We start from the raw sequence: 16,428 nt of genomic DNA on the forward strand, positions 1-16,428 counted from the left end.
GGCGGGTGACGCCGGCGCTGCCGGCGGCACCCGCGGCGGAGCAGGCTCCCGGGGTGTCGAGGGATCCGGAGGGCGCGGCGGTGCCGTCACGGCGCCGCCGCCTGCACGCCCTGGTGGCGGCCGCCGGCCGCGACGTGGTGGGGCTGGTCGTGCCGGTCGCGTGCGCGGGCTGCGGGCGTGTCGACGAACGGTGGTGCGGACGGTGCGCGACCACCCTCGACGGGCCTGTCCTGGGGCGTGACCACGGCGCCGGGCGGCTCGACCTGCTGGACGGCCGCACGCTGCTCCCGGTGCTGGGCCCCGGCACGTACACCGGGCCGCTGCGTCACGGCGTCGCGGCGTGGAAGGACGGCGGGCGGACCGATCTCGACCGTCCGTTCGCCGCGGCGGCCCGCCGCACGGGCGTGGCCCTGGCGCCCCGGCTCCGGCCGGTGACGGGCGGCGTGGGACCGGTGCTCGTGGTGGCGGTGCCGTCCACGGCGCAGGCGCGCCGACGTCGTGGCCGGGACCCGGTCGACGTGCTCGCCGCGGCGGTCGCGGCGGGTCTGCGGAGCGGCGGCGTCCCGGCTGTGCGGGCACGCCCGCTGCGCCGGGCGGGGGGCCCCGACCTGGCCGGCCTGGGTGCCCGCGCTCGCGGTGACGCACTGCGCGGGCGCGTCCGGGTCGGTGCCGTGGCACGCCTGCGCGGTCGCGTCGTCGTGCTCGTCGACGACGTCCTGACCACGGGCGCGACCCTCGCCGCGTGCCACGGCGCGCTCGTCGCCGCGGGTGCGCGCCCAGCGGCCGCCGGTGTCCTCGCGGCCACCCCGCAACCCGGGGGCGTGGGTGTGGCGGATGTCGCACCGCCGGGCCGCGGCGTTTCGCGTCGGGGCGCCGAGGAGGGTTAGCGTGGTGCCTGGGAACGACGCCGCGACGGCTCTCCTGCAGCAGTCCGACGGAGGGCGCGCGGTGGAGGAGGTGATGGTGCCCGCCCCGTGGAGGGGCAGCTGAAGTTCGTCCCGTCCGGGCGGGCCACGCCCGCCCCTGACCTCTCAGGAGGCCCACATGGAGATCGTGGTTGCCGGCCGGCACACCGAGGTGTCCCCGCGGTATCGCGCGCACGCCGAGTCCAAGCTCGCCAAGATCGAGCAGCTGGCCCCGCGCGCCCAGCGCGTCGACGTCCTCGTGTCGCACGAACCGAACCCGCGTCAGGCCGACTCCAGCGAGAGGGTCGAGCTGACCGTGGTCGACAAGGGGCCGGTCATCCGCGCGGAGGCGTGCGCCGACGACCCGTACGCGGCGCTCGACGTCGCGCTCGGTCGTCTGCTCGAGCGGCTGCGCCGCGCGCGCGACCGGCGCAAGGACCACCGCAACCACACTCCGCTGGCGCCCGTGGACGTGCGCCCGCCCGAGCCGGAGCCCGAGCCGCGGCCCGCTCCCGAGACGGGGGAGGACGGCGTCGTCGAGATCGCCCTCGGGGACTCCCCGGTGCTGATCCGCGAGAAGGTGCACCACGCCGAGCCGATGACGGTCGACGACGCGCTCTACGAGATGGAGCTCGTGGGGCACGACTTCTACCTCTTCGTCGACGCCGAGACCGCCCAGCCCGCCGTGGTGTACCGCCGGCGCGGCTGGAGCTACGGCGTCATCAAGCTCGACGCACCGGTGTCGATCGCAGGACCGGAGCGCGCGGCGGGCTGAGCCCGCGATGACGACGACGGGGCGGCGGGCCGACCGGCTCGCCGCCCCGTGGCGTGTCCGGCAGGGGTGCTGGAGCCGCCCGGCGTGCGCGCCGACTGCGCCCGGTCCCGGTGCCGGGCGGCGCGGTCCGTCCGGCACCGGGAGTCGGGTGGCGGCGACACCGGGAGGGGGCGTCGGCCGCAGTACGACCGTCGCCCGCAGCGGCTGCCCGCGTCAAGAGTGGCGGAGAATTTTCGGAGAACTTTCGGTGACATTCTGCTGGTGAAGCGGTTCCGGGTGGGCCGAGGCGAGCGGGAGCGCCGCACGAGGTCGCACCTACCGCCCGCCCGGTGCGGCGAGGGCGCCGCCGATCCGTCGGCGACGGGCGTGATCCGGTGAGCGCCGTACGTCGAAAGTGTCGGGGCCTGCGCGGGTGTGTCGGAGGGCTGCGGCAGGATCGGCGCCATGGCTGCGGACGTCGACCACCTCACACGCTCGCAGGCGCGCCGCCTCGCGCTGCGCGCCTCCGGGCTGGACCGTCCGCGGGCAGCCCGGGGTGCCGTCCCCGGCGGACGGGCGCTCCAGCAGGTCGTCGGTCGGCTCGGTCTGCTCCAGGTGGACTCCGTCAACGTCCTGGCACGGGCCCACCTGGTCCCCGTCTACTCCCGGACAGGGCCCTGGGACGTGGCGGCGCTGGACCGTGCGACGAGCCGCGCGCCGCGCCGCCTCGTGGAGACGTGGGCGCACGAGGCGTCGTTGGTGCCGCCGACCACGTTCCGGGACCTGGCCTTCAAGCACGCGGCCAACCGTGCCGGGATCGAGCGGCGTGGCGACACGTTGCACGGCGTGCCCGTGGGCCGCTCGCCGGAGGTGGCGGCCGTCCGTCGCATCGTCGACGAGGTGGGCCCCGTCACGGCCCGCGAGGCGCAGGACCTCCTCGGGGGCGACGGACGTCGCTCCGGGGACTGGGGGTGGTCGTGGACGGACGCCAAGCGCGCCCTGGAGCACCTGTTCTTCGTCGGTGAGCTCACGACCTCCGGCCGCAACGCGCAGTTCGAGCGGCGCTACGCCCTGCCGGACCGCGTGCTCCCGCCCGAGGTGCTCGCAGCGCCCCCGCCGGACCCGGCGACGGCGCGCCGCCGGCTGGTCGAGGTCGCCGCGCGCGCGCACGGTGTGGCGAGCCTGCGCTGCCTGGCCGACCACTGGCGGACCGCCACCGCGCCGACGGCCGCCGCCGTCGCGGAGCTCGTGGAGGAGGGCGTGCTCGTACCCGTGGACGTCGAGGGCTGGCGCGGTCCGCTGTACCGGCACCGCGACGCGACCGTTCCCCGGCGCGCCCACGGGCGGGCGCTGCTCAGTCCCTTCGACCCCCTGGTGTGGGAGCGCACGCGCACCGAGACCCTGTTCGGGCTGCGCTACCGCCTCGAGATCTACGTCCCGGCGGCGGCGCGGGTCTGGGGGTACTACGTGCTGCCCTTCCTGCTGGGCGAGCGCCTGGTGGCGCTCGTCGACCTCAAGGCGGACCGACGCGGGGGCGTCCTGCAGGTCGCCGCGGCGCACCGGGCGCCCGGCGCGGCCGCGGACCCCGCGGCGGGCGCGCCCGGGGACGCCGAGGTGGCGCACGAGCTGGCGTGCGAGCTGCGCACGGCGGCGCAGTGGCTGGGCCTGGCCGACGTGGCGGCCGGTCCGGAGGCGGCGGGCGACCTCGTGGCGGCGCTGCGGCGCGAGCTCCCGGGGGCCGCGGCCTGAGCGGACGGCCACGCAGGTCCTGCGGCTCGCCTACGATGGTCGGGCCCGGCCGCGCGGTCGGGCGACACGCACCGCCCCGACGCTGCGAGCGGACGGGCGCCAACGACGTCGGGAGAGTTGCGTGACGGCGATCCTCGAGAAGGTCCTCCGGCTGGGCGAGGGGCGGATCCTCAAGAAGCTGTCCGGCATCGCGGCCCAGGTCAACGCGCTGGAGGACAGCTTCACGGCGTTGTCCGACGCCGAGCTGCGCGAGGAGACCGACCGCTTCCGGGCGCGCCTCGACGAGGGCGAGAAGCTCGACGACCTGCTCCCCGAGGCGTTCGCCGCGGTCCGCGAGGCGTCACGTCGCACGCTGGGTCAGCGGCACTTCGACGTCCAGCTGATGGGCGGCGCAGCCCTCCACCTCGGCAACATCGCCGAGATGAAGACCGGTGAGGGCAAGACGCTCGTCGCCACCCTGCCGGCGTACCTCAACGCGCTGTCGGGCAAGGGCGTGCACGTCGTCACCGTCAACGACTACCTGGCGGGCTACCAGGCCGACCTCATGGGCCGCGTCTACCGGTTCCTCGGCCTGACCACCGGGACGATCCTGTCGCAGCAGACGCCGGCGCAGCGCCGCGAGCAGTACGCCGCCGACATCACGTACGGCACCAACAACGAGTTCGGCTTCGACTACCTGCGCGACAACATGGCCTGGAGCGTCGACGACCTGGTGCAGCGCGGCCACCACTTCGCCATCGTCGACGAGGTCGACTCGATCCTCATCGACGAGGCGCGCACGCCGCTGATCATCTCGGGTCCCGCGTCGGGCGACACCAACCGCTGGTACGCGGAGTTCGCCAAGGTCGTGCGGCGCCTGCAGCCGGAGCGCGACTACGAGGTCGACGAGAAGAAGCGCACGGTCGGCGTCCTGGAGCCGGGCATCGCGCGCGTCGAGGACTACCTCGGCATCGACAACCTCTACGAGTCGCTGAACACGCCGCTGATCGGGTTCCTCAACAACGCCATCAAGGCCAAGGAGCTCTTCAAGCGCGACAAGGACTACGTCGTGATGAACGGCGAGGTCCTCATCGTCGACGAGCACACCGGTCGCATCCTCCCCGGACGCCGCTACAACGAGGGCATGCACCAGGCCATCGAGGCCAAGGAGGGTGTGGCGATCAAGGCGGAGAACCAGACGCTCGCCACGATCACGCTGCAGAACTACTTCCGCCTGTACGGCAAGCTCGCCGGCATGACCGGTACCGCCGAGACCGAGGCTGCCGAGTTCCAGGGCACCTACAAGCTGGGCGTCGTGCCGATCCCGACCAACCGGCCGATGCTGCGCATCGACCAGAAGGACCTCGTCTACAAGTCCGAGGAGGGCAAGTTCGACGCGGTCGTCACCGACATCGTCGAGCGGCACGCCAAGGGTCAGCCGGTCCTGGTGGGCACGACCAGCGTCGAGAAGTCGGAGCTGCTCTCGTCCAAGCTCAAGAAGCAGGGCGTGCCGCACGAGGTGCTCAACGCCAAGCAGCACGCGCGTGAGGCGTCGATCGTGGCGCAGGCCGGTCGCAAGGGTGCCGTGACGGTGGCGACCAACATGGCCGGCCGCGGCACCGACATCATGCTCGGTGGCAACGCGGAGTTCATGGCGGTCGCCGAGATGGCCGCACGCGGGCTCGACCCGGCGGAGAACGCGGACGAGTACGAGGCCGTCTGGCCCGAGGTGCTGGAGAAGGCGAAGGTCGCCGTCTCCGCCGAGCACGACGAGGTGACCGAGCTGGGTGGCCTGTACGTGCTGGGCACCGAGCGGCACGAGTCGCGCCGCATCGACAACCAGCTCCGCGGCCGGTCGGGCCGCCAGGGCGACCCGGGGGAGTCCCGGTTCTACCTGTCGATGCAGGACGACCTCATGCGCCTGTTCAACTCCGGCCTCGCCGAGTCGATGATGACGCGTGCCGGGTTCCCGGAGGACATGCCGCTGGAGTCCAAGATCGTCACCCGCGGCATCCAGTCCGCGCAGTCGCAGGTCGAGGCCCGCAACTTCGAGATCCGCAAGAACGTCCTGAAGTACGACGACGTCATGTCCCGGCAGCGTGAGGTCATCTACGACCAGCGGCGCCGCGTGCTGGAGGGCGAGGACCTGCAGGAGCAGATCACGCACTTCCGCACCGACGTGCTGACGGACTACATCGCCCTGGCGACGGCCGAGGGCCGCCCGGAGGACTGGGACCTCGAGGCGCTGTGGACCGTGCTGCGCGGCGTGTACCCGATCTCGATCACGCCCGAGGAGGTCGTGGAGGAGGCCGGTGGTCCCACCCGCCTGTCCGCCGAGCTGCTGACCCGCGAGGTCCTGTCCGACGCCGAGCACGTCTACGCCGAGCGTGAGGAGAAGCTCGGCGGGGCGAACATGCGCCAGCTCGAGCGACGCGTCGTCCTCTCGGTCCTCGACCGCAAGTGGCGCGAGCACCTCTACGAGATGGACTACCTCAAGGAGGGCATCGGCCTGCGCGCGATGGCACAGCGCGACCCGCTCATCGAGTACCAGCGCGAGGGCTTCCAGCTCTTCACGGCGATGACCGACGCCATCAAGGAGGAGTCGGTCCAGTACCTCTACAACCTCGAGGTGCAGGTCACCCAGCCCACGGACGGGCCGGTCGTCAGCGCGGACTCCGCGGCCTCTGCTGCGGCCTCCGCCGGGGCCTCGGCGACAGCCGACCGCCCGGTCGTCGACGGCCCCGCGGCCGACGGCGAGCCGGCCCCCGGGGGCCTCGTCGCCAAGGGCCTCGACGGCCCCGCCGAGCGCACGCCGCTGCAGTACACGGCGCCGTCCGCGGACGGTGACGGTGCGACGGTCACGCGTGCGGACGGCGGTTCCGGTGGCGCGCGTCCCGCCGAGACGGCGTCGGGCGGGGCGAACCGCGCCGACCGTCGCAAGCAGGCCAAGCAGCGCCGGCGCTGACGCTCAGCCGATCTCCAGCGCCGTGACGCGCCACGCGCCGCGGTGGGACTCCAGCCGGAGTGCCACCGCGCGCACGCGCACGCCGTCCTCCACCACGAGGCACGCCTCGACCGTGTGGTCGTCGACCGGGCAGACCCGCACCCGGCGGGCTGCCGGACGCCGCGCGTGGGTGAGGACACCCGCACGACGCACGAGTGCGGCGCGCTGCTGCAGCGTCTCGAGCACCGTCGGCGACACCCAGCGGGCCAGCTGAGCGGCCGCCCGGCGGGCCAGCACGACCTCGACGCACGCGAGCCCGACCCCGTGCGCGAACCGTCCGGGGTCCGTCGCGGGTGCCGCGCCCCGGTCGTCCGGGAGGTCACCGGCTGGCGTCTGCTCGGCCACGGCGAGCCGGTGCAGGCGCTCCACCAGCGTGGGCGGGGGTGAGAGCTCCGCAGCGCGCCGCGCCGGCGGTGCGGCCGCGGCCGGGACGAGCCTCAGGCGCGGCCGTCCCGTCGCGTGAGCGGGGCTGCCGGTGCGACCGGGTGGGTGCGGGGACGTCGGCGCCGCCGGGGCCGGCTGCGTCGCCGTCGGGTGCGCCCCGCGTCCCGCTGCGGTGATCGCGGTGAGGACGTCCTCGAACGCCGCCCCGGTGACGTCGTCGTGGTCGAGCGTGGTCATCGCGGGCTCCCGGGGGTCGGCACGGTCAGGATCTGTCCGGGCTGCAGGACGTCGGGGTCCGGGCCGATGGTCGCGGCGTTCGCCGCGTACCACCGCGGCCACTCGTCGGCGACGGCGGCGTCGGACGCGTGGGGCCCGAGCGTGCGTGCCGCGATGCCCCACAGGGTGTCGCCCGCCCGGACCACGACGACCTCCTCCCGGGGCGCAGGCGTCACCGCGGCCTGCGGGTCCTCCTCGGTGACCGGCGCGGCGACCGGCGCGGCGACCTCCCGCAGCGCGGCGCTCGACGGGGGCCCGGTCGTCGTCGGCGAGGGCGGCGCGGTGTCCGTCGGGCCGGACGGCGGGACGTCCGCGACGAGGTGGCCGCCGGTCGCGGTGGGCGACCACCCGAGGTCGACCGTGACCACCGGGCTGTCAGCGGGGGAGCCGGCGCCCTGGGCCCCGACCGCGCTCCCGAGGCCCACCGCCGCCGCCACCGCCACCGTCAGGACGCGGCGCACGAGCCCCGGTGCCCACCGGTGGATCACGGCCTCACCCGCCTGCCACGCGCGGCCGGCGGTCCGGGCCACGGCGCACACGGCGGCGAGCAGCGCGGACACCCCGAGCCAGGCGGCGGCGAGCGCACCGCTCACCACGACGGCGGGACCGACGACCGCCTCGACGCGCCACACCTGCGTCGACCCGACCTGGGTGACGGCCCAGGCGAGGAGGAGCACGGCTGCGGACGTCGCACCGGTGCCGAGCAGGATCAGGCTCGCCGCGGCACGACCCGGGGAGGGGCCGCGGGGCGGCGGGGGTGTCGGGGGCAACGGCACGATTCTCCTCGTTGATGCAGTTTGATCGTGTTTGATGTCGGCTGGTACGGATAGATGTAGTCGAGAACGGCCCGACTTGTCCAGTAAGGTCCGATCCGTGACCAGGGGCGACGAGGCGGCGGCCGCGGGCCGGTGGGAGCGGCTGTTCGCCGACCTGGAGGCCCAGCTCGCCGCCGGCAACGCCGCCGACGCGCGGTGGGACGTCGCGGAGCTGACCCGCGCCGAGCGTGCGCGGGTGGGGCTGGCGGACCGGCTGCGTGCGTCGACGGGGCGCCACCTGCGGGTCGTCACGACCGACGCCGGGACCTTCGAGGGTGAGGTGGTCGACGCGGCGGCGCAGTGGCTCCTGCTCGCGCTCGGCACCGGCCGGACCGCCCTGGTCGTCGTGGCGGCGCTGGGTGCGGTCGAAGGGCTCGGGCCGCACGTGGCGCCGCCCGCGGGCCGCAGCGAGTCGGCGCTCGGGCTCGGCCACGCGTTGCGTGCACTGGCGCGCGACCGTGCGACCGTGACCGTGCACGTCCGGGGTGCCGTGCTCGCCGGACGCCTCGAGCGCGTCGGGGCCGACCACCTGGACCTCATGCCCGCGACGGGGCCCGCACGGGCCGTCTGCGTGCCGTTCAGCGTGCTGCAGGCGGTGGTGTCGCGGTGATGCGAGCCGGCGCCGTCGGCGTGGTCCCGGCGGGCGTGCGCGACGTGCGGCGATCCGGCTGCGGCGAGGCCGGGTCAGCCCCGGTGCGTCAGGCCTGCCCGTCCGACGTCGCGGGGGTGTTGCGAGCCCGGGTCTCGGCGTACATGCGCTCGATGTACCGCTCCAGCTCGGCCGACTCGACGCGCCACTGGAGCCGCCCGCCGATCTGGATCGCGGGCAGCTCGCCCGAACGCACGAGCGCGTACGCCTGCGGGGCCGAGACGTTGAGGATCTCGGAGACGTCGGCGAGCGTCAGGAACCTCGGTGCCATTCCCGCAGTCTCGCACGGCCGACCTCGCGCGGACCGTTGTCCACAGGTGCCGTCGACCCCCTGCCCGCGCCCCTGCCGGTCGGGCCACACTCGTGCAGCCCTCCCACCCCGTCACCGCTGATCAGGAGTTGCCGTGGACACCACCGTGCTCGACCTGCCCGCCCCGGCGGCGACGCGGCTGCGCCGCCCCGGGTGGCGTGACCCGAGGCTGCTCGTCGGCGTCGCGCTCATCGCCGCCTCGGTGGTGCTCGGCAGCTGGGCGGTGACCTCCGCGCAGCGGACGGTGCAGGTGTACGTCGCCCGGGACGTGCTCGTCCCGGGTGCTGCGCTGTCGTCCGCGGCCCTCGTCGTGGCGGACGTGCGGCTCGCGGACCGCGTGGACGGGTACCTGCGGGCCGATCGGCCGCTGCCGGACGGTGCCGTCGTGGTGCGGTCCGTCGGCGCCGGTGAGCTGGTGCCGCTGGGAGCCGTCGGTGCCGCTGCCGACCTGCAGGTGCGTGCGGTGCCGGTCGCCCTGGCGGGCCCGCCGTCGAGCGGCCTGGTCGCCGGGTCGCGCGTCGACCTCTGGTTCACGCCCGAGCACGGCGGGACCGGTGCCTCCGAGGCGGGCACGACGGAACCCGCTCCGCTGGCGACGGACCTCACCGTGGCGGAGCTGAGCGCACCGGACGGTGCGTTCGCGAGCGGCGGTGCGCGCACCGCCCACGTCCTGGTCCCCGTGGACGACCTGCCGACCGTGCTCGGCGCGCTCGCCGGCGGTGGCCGCGTCGACGTCGTCCCCGTCCCGGGCGGCTGAGGTGGGCGTCGGGGTGCTGTGCGCGGTGCAGGGTGCCGCCGAGTCGGCGGTCGTGCAGGCCGTGGAGGGGTCGGGCGGGCGGCTGTCGGTGACGCGGCGGTGCGCCGACCTCACCGAGCTGCTCGCCGCGGCGGAGGCAGGACTCGGCGGGCTGGCGGTGGTGTCCGCCGACCTGGACCGGCTCGACAGGGAGGCCGTCGCCGTGCTGCACCGGTGCGGCGTCCGCGTCGTCGGCCTGGCCGACCCGGCGCGTCCGTGGCTCGCCGAGCGGTTGACCGCGCACGGCGCCGACGTCGTCCTGGACGTGGCGGCCGACGGGGAGGTGCCGGACGTCGTGAACGAGGCGCTGGCCGTCCTCGACGACGGCCCGCCCCGGCAGGCGGTGCCCCGGTCGGCCCCGCCCACGCGCCGCGGTGCGACCGTCGCCGTCTGGGGGCCCACCGGCGCCCCCGGCCGCACGTTCGTCGCGGTCAACCTGGCCGCCGAGCTGGCAGGCCTCGGCCGGTCGACGCTGCTCGTGGACGCGGACACGTACGGCGGGGTGGTCGCTCAGGTGCTGGGGGTGCTCGACGAGGCGCCCGGCCTGGCCGCCGCGGCCCGGGCGGTCGGCCAGGGGGCGCTGGACCTCGGGACGCTCGCCCGGCTCGCGCCGGTCGTCCTGCCGGGCCTGCGCCTGCTGTCCGGCATCTCGCGCGCGGACCGCTGGCCCGAGCTGCCCGCCAGCTCCCTCGAGCCGGTGCTGTCCCAGGCGCGGGCTCTCGCCGAGGTCACGGTCCTCGACACCGGCTTCTGCCTGGAGCAGGACGAGATGCTCAGCTACGACACGCGCGCGCCGGCGCGGAACGCCGCCACGATCACCGCGCTCGAGCAGGCGGACCTCGTCGTGGTCGTCGGCGCGTCGGACCCGGTGGGGGTCCAGCGGCTCGTGCGGGCGCTGGCCGAGGCAGCGGACCGCGGCCTGGCCGGCAGGCGCCGTGTCGTCGCGAACCGCATACGACCGACCGTGGCCGGCGCGCGTCCGGGGGAGGCGGTCGCCGCGGCGCTGGCCCGGTACGCGGGCGTCGAGGACGTGGTGCTCGTGCCGGAGGACCGTCAGGCCGCCGACACGGCGCTGCTGGAGGGGCGTGTCCTGCGGGAGGTGGCGCCCGGCTCGCCGGCGCGTCGCAGCCTGGCGGCACTGGCGGCCGAGATCGCGGCCGGCCTGCCCGCGGACGCGCCGGGCGCGCCCGTCGCGGTGGGGTGAGCCGGGACGGCACACTGGGCCCGTGCGCGTCTACCTGCCCGTGACCCTCGACGAGCTGCAGCAGCCCTCCCCGGCCCTGCCCGGACCACGAGCGGGGCATGCCGTCACCTCGGCGCTGCGCGCCCTGTGGCCGGACGAGGACGAGGAGGGGTGGGAGTACGCGGCGCAGGCCGGTGCCGGCGACGGGTCCGTCGCGTTGCTGGCCGGACGCCCGGACGCCCCGCGGCTGCGCGTCGTGGTCGCCGCCGACGTCCCCGACACCTGCGTCCGCACGCCGCAGGACGCTGCGGTGCCCTCCGCCGTGGAGGTGGTGTGCGACGTCACCCTCGCCCAGGTCGTGAGCGTGCACGTCGACGAGCCGGAGGCCGTCCCGGACGTCGCGGCCGCAGCGTCGGGGGACGAGGCGGCCCTCGAGCGCCTCGACGAGCGTGACCTGCTCTGGTACGACGTCACGGAGATCGCGGACATCCCGGTCGCCTGAGCTCGACGGGCGCCCCCGTCGCGCGACCGTGACCTGCGCCACGCAGGGCCGGTTGGACCGGCGGGCCCCGGCTCGGGTAATGTTCCCGGTCGGTGCGGGGCAGTGAGCCGCGCGCCGCTGGTGCTGTGCACGGGTCATCGTCCCGGTCACAGCCCTTGGGGTATGGTGTAATTGGCAGCACGACTGATTCTGGTTCAGTTAGTCTAGGTTCGAGTCCTGGTACCCCAGCGTTGCTCATCGGGCGTCAGCCCGTTGACCAGCACGGATGCGTCCGCCTGACGGCGGGCCGCCGGACGTCGCGGATTTCGGCTCGCGGCGGACGTCGGGTACAGTATCCACTCGGCACACGGCCTACGGGTTCGTGAGCAAGGCCCCCGTTGTGTAGCGGCCTAGCACGCCGCCCTCTCACGGCGGTAGCGCCGGTTCGAATCCGGTCGGGGGTACGGTCGAAGGCCCGGTCACCACGGTGACCGGGCCTTCTTCGTGCCGTGGTGCCGTCTGGACGCCGGGGCCGCCACGGACCGTGACGTCCGTCACCGTCGGTGCGACGAGGGAGCCCGGGGACGAGGGAGCCCGAGCCCGTCGGCGTCGCCGATCGGGCCCGGGCTCGTGGTCGGGGAGGTCAGTCGGCGGTGCGGCGCAGCACCTCGGTCAGCCGGTTGGCCGCCGAGACCACCGCGGAGGCGTGCAGCCGGCCCGGCTGCCGGGACAGCCGCTCGAGCGGCCCGGAGACGGACACGGCGGCCACCACGCGCCCCGACGGGCCGCGGACCGGCGCGGAGACCGAGGCGACGCCGACCTCGCGCTCGGAGACCGACTGCGCCCAGCCGCGACGACGCACCCCGGACAGGATGGTGGCGGTGAACTTCGAGCCCTGCAGGCCCCGGTGCAGCCGGTCCGGCTCCTCCCACGCCAGCAGCACCTGCGCCGCGGACCCGGCCTGCATGGTCAGCGTCGCGCCCACCGGGATCGAGTCGCGCAACCCGATCGGGCGCTCGGCCGCCGCCACGCAGATCCGCTGGTCGCCCTGGCGGCGGTACAGCTGGGCGCTCTCCCCGGTGTGGTCCCGCAGCAGCGCCAGCACGGGCCCCGCGGCGGCCAGCAGCCGGTCCTCGCCGGCGGCTGTCGCCAGCTCCGACAGGCGCGGGCCGAGCACGAAGCGGCCCTGCAGGTCACGCGCCACGAGGCGGTGGTGCTCGAGCGCGACTGCAAGGCGATGGGCCGTCGGGCGGGCAAGATGGGTGGCGGCGACCAGCTGTGCGAGGGTCGCGGGTCCGGCCTCCAGGGCGCTCAGCACCGACGCGGCCTTGTCCAGGACGCCGACTCCGCTAGAGTTGTCCATAGGTCGATATTGGCGTCTCGAAGGCTGAGATGCAAGCCGGGGGCCACGAGACCCGCGGCCCAGAGCCGTCGGCCCGGTGACCCGGGAGGCCCCTGCCCGGACGAGAGGAACTGCGAACATGGCCGGCACGCTGGCGGAGAAGGTCTGGGACGCGCACGTCGTGCGCCGCGGCACGGACGGTGCCCCTGACCTGCTGTACATCGACCTGCACCTCGTGCACGAGGTCACGAGCCCGCAGGCCTTCGAGGGGCTGCGGCTCGCGGGCAGGCCGGTGCGCCGCCCGGACCTCACGCTGGCCACCGAGGACCACAACACGCCCACCCTCGACATCGACCGGCCCATCGCCGACGTGACGAGCCGGACGCAGATCGAGACGCTGCGTGCCAACGTCGCCGAGTTCGGCGTACGGATCCACTCGCTCGGCGACGCCGACCAGGGCATCGTCCACCAGGTCGGCCCGCAGCTCGGGCTGACGCAGCCGGGGCTCACGGTCGTCTGCGGCGACTCGCACACCTCGACGCACGGGGCCTTCGGCGCCCTCGCGTTCGGCATCGGCACGAGCGAGGTCGAGCACGTCCTGGCCACCCAGACGCTGCCCCTCGCCCCGTTCAAGACCATGGCGATCACCGTCAACGGCGCACTGCCGATCGGCGCCAGCGCCAAGGACATCATCCTGGCGATCATCGCCAAGATCGGCACCGGCGGCGGTCAGGGCTACGTCCTGGAGTACCGGGGCGAGGCGATCCGCAACCTCTCGATGGAGGGGCGGATGACCATCTGCAACATGTCGATCGAGGCCGGCGCGCGCGCCGGCATGATCGCGCCCGACGAGACCACCTTCGAGTACCTCAAGGGCCGTCCGCACGCGCCCGAGGGTGCCGACTGGGACGCGGCCGTCGAGTACTGGCGCACCCTGCGCACCGACGACGACGCCGTCTTCGACGCCGAGGTCGTGCTCGAGGCGGCCGACCTGGAGCCGTTCGTCACCTGGGGCACCAACCCCGGCCAGGGCCTGCCCCTGTCGGGCAACGTGCCGGTCCCGGAGCAGATCGCCGACGCCAACGAGCGTGTCGCCGCCGAGCGTGCCATCGAGTACATGGGCCTGACGCCCGGTCAGCCGCTGCGCGAGATCAAGGTGGACACCGTCTTCATCGGGTCGTGCACCAACGGGCGCATCGAGGACCTGCGCGCCGTCGCCAAGCTGGTGAAGGACCGCAAGAAGGCCGACGACGTGCGCGTCCTGGTGGTGCCCGCCTCCGCGCGCGTGCGTCTGCAGGCCGAGGCGGAGGGCCTCGACCGGATCTTCCTCGACTTCGGTGCCGAGTGGCGCAACGCCGGCTGCTCGATGTGCCTGGGCATGAACCCCGACCAGCTCGCCCCGCAGGAGCGCTCGGCGTCCACGTCCAACCGCAACTTCGAGGGCCGTCAGGGCAAGGGCGGGCGCACCCACCTGGTCTCGCCGCTCGTCGCGGCGGCCACCGCGATCCGCGGGACGCTGTCCTCGGTCGCCGACCTCGGCCCCGACGTCGAGGTCCCCGACGGCAGCCCGCTGCACACCGACGACGCGCTGCAGACCGTCTGACGCCCCCGAGACCCCGACAGGCAGGCCCATCATGGAGAAGTTCACCCGGCACACCGGGGTCGGCGTCCCGCTGCGGCGCAGCAACGTCGACACCGACCAGATCATCCCCGCCGTGTACCTCAAGCGGGTCACGCGCACAGGCTTCGAGGACGCGCTGTTCGCGGCGTGGCGCGGCGACCCCGCGTTCGTGCTCAACCAGGACGCCTACCGGTCCGGCTCCGTCCTCGTCGCCGGCCCCGACTTCGGGACCGGCTCGTCGCGCGAGCACGCCGTGTGGGCGCTGAAGGACTACGGCTTCCGTGTCGTGATCTCGCCGCGGTTCGCCGACATCTTCCGCGGCAACTCCGGCAAGCAGGGCCTGCTGGCGGCCCAGGTCGCGCAGGAGGACGTGGAGCTGCTCTGGAAGGTCCTCGAGACGCGGCCCGGCACCGAGGTGACGGTCGACCTCGGGGCGCGCACGGTCGTCTGCGACGACATCGTGGTGCCGTTCCAGGTCGACGACTACACGCGCTGGCGCCTCATGGAGGGGCTGGACGACATCGGTCTGACGCTGCAGCACGCCGACGAGATCACGGCGTTCGAGCAGCGTCGCGAGTCGTGGCGCCCGGCCACGCTCCCCGCGAAGCACCTGCCGCCGGTCCCGGTGCGCCCGGCGCGGCCGGTGGTGACGCTCGACCTCGGACCGACCCGCGGCGTCTGACGACGTCCCGACCCGCCGGCTCGACGGGGGCGGGGGTGCGGCACCGGCCGTGCTCCCGCCCCGCCGCCTTGTGAGGGTTCTGCGAGAACCACGCGCAGCCGGGCCCGGATGACGCGCACATCCCGTCGGGTGGGGGACGATATGGGCATGAGCGACCTGCTGTACGTCGAGGGTGGCAACCCGTTGCGCGGCGAGATCACCGTCCGCGGAGCCAAGAACTTCGTGTCGAAGGCGATGGTGGCCGCCCTGCTGGGCGAGACGCCGAGCGAGCTGCGCAACGTCCCCCAGATCCGGGACGTCGCCGTCGTCTCGGGGCTGCTGCGGCTGCACGGTGTGACGGTCGAGATCGACGACGACGCCGGCACGATCAGCCTGGACCCGACGGACGTCGAGTCGGCGCACGTCGCCGACATCGACGCCCACGCCGGGTCCAGCCGTATCCCGATCCTGTTCTGCGGCCCCCTGCTGCACCGCCTGGGGGAGGCGTTCATCCCGGACCTGGGCGGCTGCCGCATCGGCGACCGGCCGATCAACTACCACCTCGACATCCTGCGGCAGTTCGGCGCGGTCGTGGACAAGACCGACAACGGCATCCGCATCCGTGCCCCGCACCGCCTGCAGGGCACCAAGATCGCGCTGCCGTACCCGAGCGTCGGCGCCACCGAGCAGCTGCTGCTGACGGCCGTGCGTGCCGAGGGCATCACCGAGCTGTCGAACGCCGCGATCGAGCCCGAGATCATGGACCTGATCAACGTGCTGCAGAAGATGGGCGCGATCATCTCCGTGGACACCGACCGGGTGATCCGCATCGAGGGTGTCGACCGGCTGGTCGGGTTCCGGCACACCGCCCTGTCCGACCGCATCGAGGCCGCGTCGTGGGCCTCGGCGGCGCTGGCCACCGGCGGGGACGTCTACGTCCGCGGGGCGACCCAGCCGGAGATGACGACGTTCCTCAACACCTTCCGCAAGGTCGGCGGGGAGTTCGCGATCGACGACGAGGGCATCCGGTTCTTCCACCCGGGCGGCGACCTGCGGTCGATCCAGCTCGAGACGGACGTGCACCCGGGGTTCATGACGGACTGGCAGCAGCCGCTGGTCATCGCCCTGACGCAGGCGCGCGGCCTGTCGATCGTCCACGAGACGGTGTACGAGAACCGGTTCGGGTTCGTCGACGCCCTGCTGGGCATGGGCGCGACGATCCAGGTCTACAAGGAGTGCCTGGGCGGGCGGCCCTGCCGCTTCGGCCAGCGCAACTTCTACCACTCGGCCGTCATCTCCGGGCCCACGCCGCTGTCGGCGGCCGAGATCGAGGTGCCGGACCTGCGTGGCGGCTTCAGCCACCTCATCGCGGCGCTGACCGCCAAGGGCACGTCCGCGGTGCGGGGCATCAGCCTCATCGACCGCGGCTACGAGCACTTCGCCGACAAGCTCGAGGCCCTGGGCGCGACGTTCAGCCGCGAACCCGACACGCGACGCTGACGCAGCGCGGACCGCGGCA

The 16,428-nt window shown here is 74.5% G+C and carries 15 protein-coding genes and 2 tRNA genes; 13 read left to right on the forward strand and 4 right to left on the reverse strand.

All coding sequences use genetic code 11. The annotated features are described in order from the left end of the window. Positions 1-53 precede the first annotated feature (53 nt). From J1G43_RS07930 to secA, 4 genes are all read left to right on the forward strand, one after another. Positions 54-887 (forward strand): ComF family protein, encoded by an 834-nt coding sequence (locus J1G43_RS07930; RefSeq protein ID WP_207378311.1) that lies wholly within the window; start codon positions 54-56, stop codon positions 885-887. A gap of 157 nt (positions 888-1,044) precedes the next feature. After that, entirely contained in the window at positions 1,045-1,680 is a 636-nt protein-coding gene (hpf, locus tag J1G43_RS07935; protein ID WP_207378312.1) for a ribosome hibernation-promoting factor, HPF/YfiA family, read from the forward strand. Positions 1,681-2,124: 444 nt separating this feature from the next. Next, the gene (locus tag J1G43_RS07940; RefSeq protein ID WP_207370628.1) at positions 2,125-3,408 is read left to right on the forward strand and encodes a winged helix-turn-helix domain-containing protein; all 1,284 of its coding nucleotides are present in this window, start codon (positions 2,125-2,127) and stop codon (positions 3,406-3,408) included. A gap of 121 nt (positions 3,409-3,529) precedes the next feature. Continuing rightward, positions 3,530-6,352, forward strand: coding sequence for a preprotein translocase subunit SecA (secA, locus tag J1G43_RS07945; protein ID WP_207340974.1), 2,823 nt, complete (start codon positions 3,530-3,532; stop codon positions 6,350-6,352). 3 nt (positions 6,353-6,355) lie between these two features. Here the strand turns inward: secA and J1G43_RS07950 are convergent, their stop codons facing one another. Further along, positions 6,356-7,012, reverse strand: coding sequence for an Rv3235 family protein (locus J1G43_RS07950; protein WP_207370627.1), 657 nt, complete (start codon positions 7,010-7,012; stop codon positions 6,356-6,358). After that, positions 7,009-7,821, reverse strand: a complete 813-nt coding sequence (locus tag J1G43_RS07955; protein ID WP_207370626.1) for a LysM peptidoglycan-binding domain-containing protein — start codon at positions 7,819-7,821, stop codon at positions 7,009-7,011. Before J1G43_RS07955 ends, J1G43_RS07950 begins: the two co-directional genes overlap by 4 nt. Positions 7,822-7,924: 103 nt before the next feature. Between J1G43_RS07955 and J1G43_RS07960 the strand changes: the two genes are divergently transcribed. Then, positions 7,925-8,476, forward strand: a complete 552-nt coding sequence (locus J1G43_RS07960) for a hypothetical protein (protein ID WP_207370625.1) — start codon at positions 7,925-7,927, stop codon at positions 8,474-8,476. Positions 8,477-8,564: 88 nt separating this feature from the next. Here J1G43_RS07960 and J1G43_RS07965 read toward each other — a convergent pair whose 3' ends face one another. Continuing rightward, complete coding sequence (locus tag J1G43_RS07965; RefSeq protein WP_207340978.1) at positions 8,565-8,786, reverse strand: helix-turn-helix domain-containing protein; 222 nt, start codon at positions 8,784-8,786, stop codon at positions 8,565-8,567. Between the two features lie 133 nt (positions 8,787-8,919). On the opposite strand from J1G43_RS07965, the gene J1G43_RS07970 reads away from it, so the two are divergent. The 5 genes from J1G43_RS07970 (at position 8,920) to J1G43_RS07990 (ending at position 11,749) form a co-directional block, all read left to right on the forward strand. After that, the gene (locus tag J1G43_RS07970) at positions 8,920-9,582 is read left to right on the forward strand and encodes a hypothetical protein (RefSeq protein ID WP_207370624.1); all 663 of its coding nucleotides are present in this window, start codon (positions 8,920-8,922) and stop codon (positions 9,580-9,582) included. 13 nt (positions 9,583-9,595) lie between these two features. Then, positions 9,596-10,825, forward strand: coding sequence for a hypothetical protein (locus J1G43_RS07975; RefSeq protein WP_307859516.1), 1,230 nt, complete (start codon positions 9,596-9,598; stop codon positions 10,823-10,825). Positions 10,826-10,847: 22 nt separating this feature from the next. Next, on the forward strand, positions 10,848-11,306 hold the full coding sequence (locus tag J1G43_RS07980; RefSeq protein ID WP_207340981.1) for a hypothetical protein: 459 nt from the start codon (positions 10,848-10,850) through the stop codon (positions 11,304-11,306). Positions 11,307-11,462: 156 nt separating this feature from the next. After that, positions 11,463-11,534 (forward strand) — tRNA-Gln (locus J1G43_RS07985). A 142-nt stretch (positions 11,535-11,676) separates the two neighbouring features. Then, positions 11,677-11,749 (forward strand) — tRNA-Glu (locus tag J1G43_RS07990). A gap of 179 nt (positions 11,750-11,928) precedes the next feature. On the opposite strand, the gene J1G43_RS07995 is transcribed toward J1G43_RS07990, so the two are convergent. Then, the gene (locus tag J1G43_RS07995; RefSeq protein WP_089799806.1) at positions 11,929-12,648 is read right to left on the reverse strand and encodes an IclR family transcriptional regulator; all 720 of its coding nucleotides are present in this window, start codon (positions 12,646-12,648) and stop codon (positions 11,929-11,931) included. A gap of 118 nt (positions 12,649-12,766) precedes the next feature. On the opposite strand from J1G43_RS07995, the gene leuC reads away from it, so the two are divergent. The 3 genes from leuC (at position 12,767) to murA (ending at position 16,409) form a co-directional block, all read left to right on the forward strand. Continuing rightward, complete coding sequence (leuC, locus tag J1G43_RS08000; protein WP_207370622.1) at positions 12,767-14,230, forward strand: 3-isopropylmalate dehydratase large subunit; 1,464 nt, start codon at positions 12,767-12,769, stop codon at positions 14,228-14,230. A 31-nt stretch (positions 14,231-14,261) separates the two neighbouring features. After that, the gene (gene leuD, locus J1G43_RS08005; protein WP_207340983.1) at positions 14,262-14,930 is read left to right on the forward strand and encodes a 3-isopropylmalate dehydratase small subunit; all 669 of its coding nucleotides are present in this window, start codon (positions 14,262-14,264) and stop codon (positions 14,928-14,930) included. Positions 14,931-15,077: 147 nt separating this feature from the next. After that, positions 15,078-16,409 (forward strand): UDP-N-acetylglucosamine 1-carboxyvinyltransferase, encoded by a 1,332-nt coding sequence (gene murA / locus J1G43_RS08010; protein WP_207370621.1) that lies wholly within the window; start codon positions 15,078-15,080, stop codon positions 16,407-16,409. Positions 16,410-16,428 lie beyond the last annotated feature (19 nt).

Origin of the sequence: Cellulomonas sp. zg-ZUI22 (assembly GCF_017353535.1) — a bacterium.
Taxonomy (GTDB): Bacteria; Actinomycetota; Actinomycetes; order Actinomycetales; family Cellulomonadaceae; genus Cellulomonas; species Cellulomonas wangleii.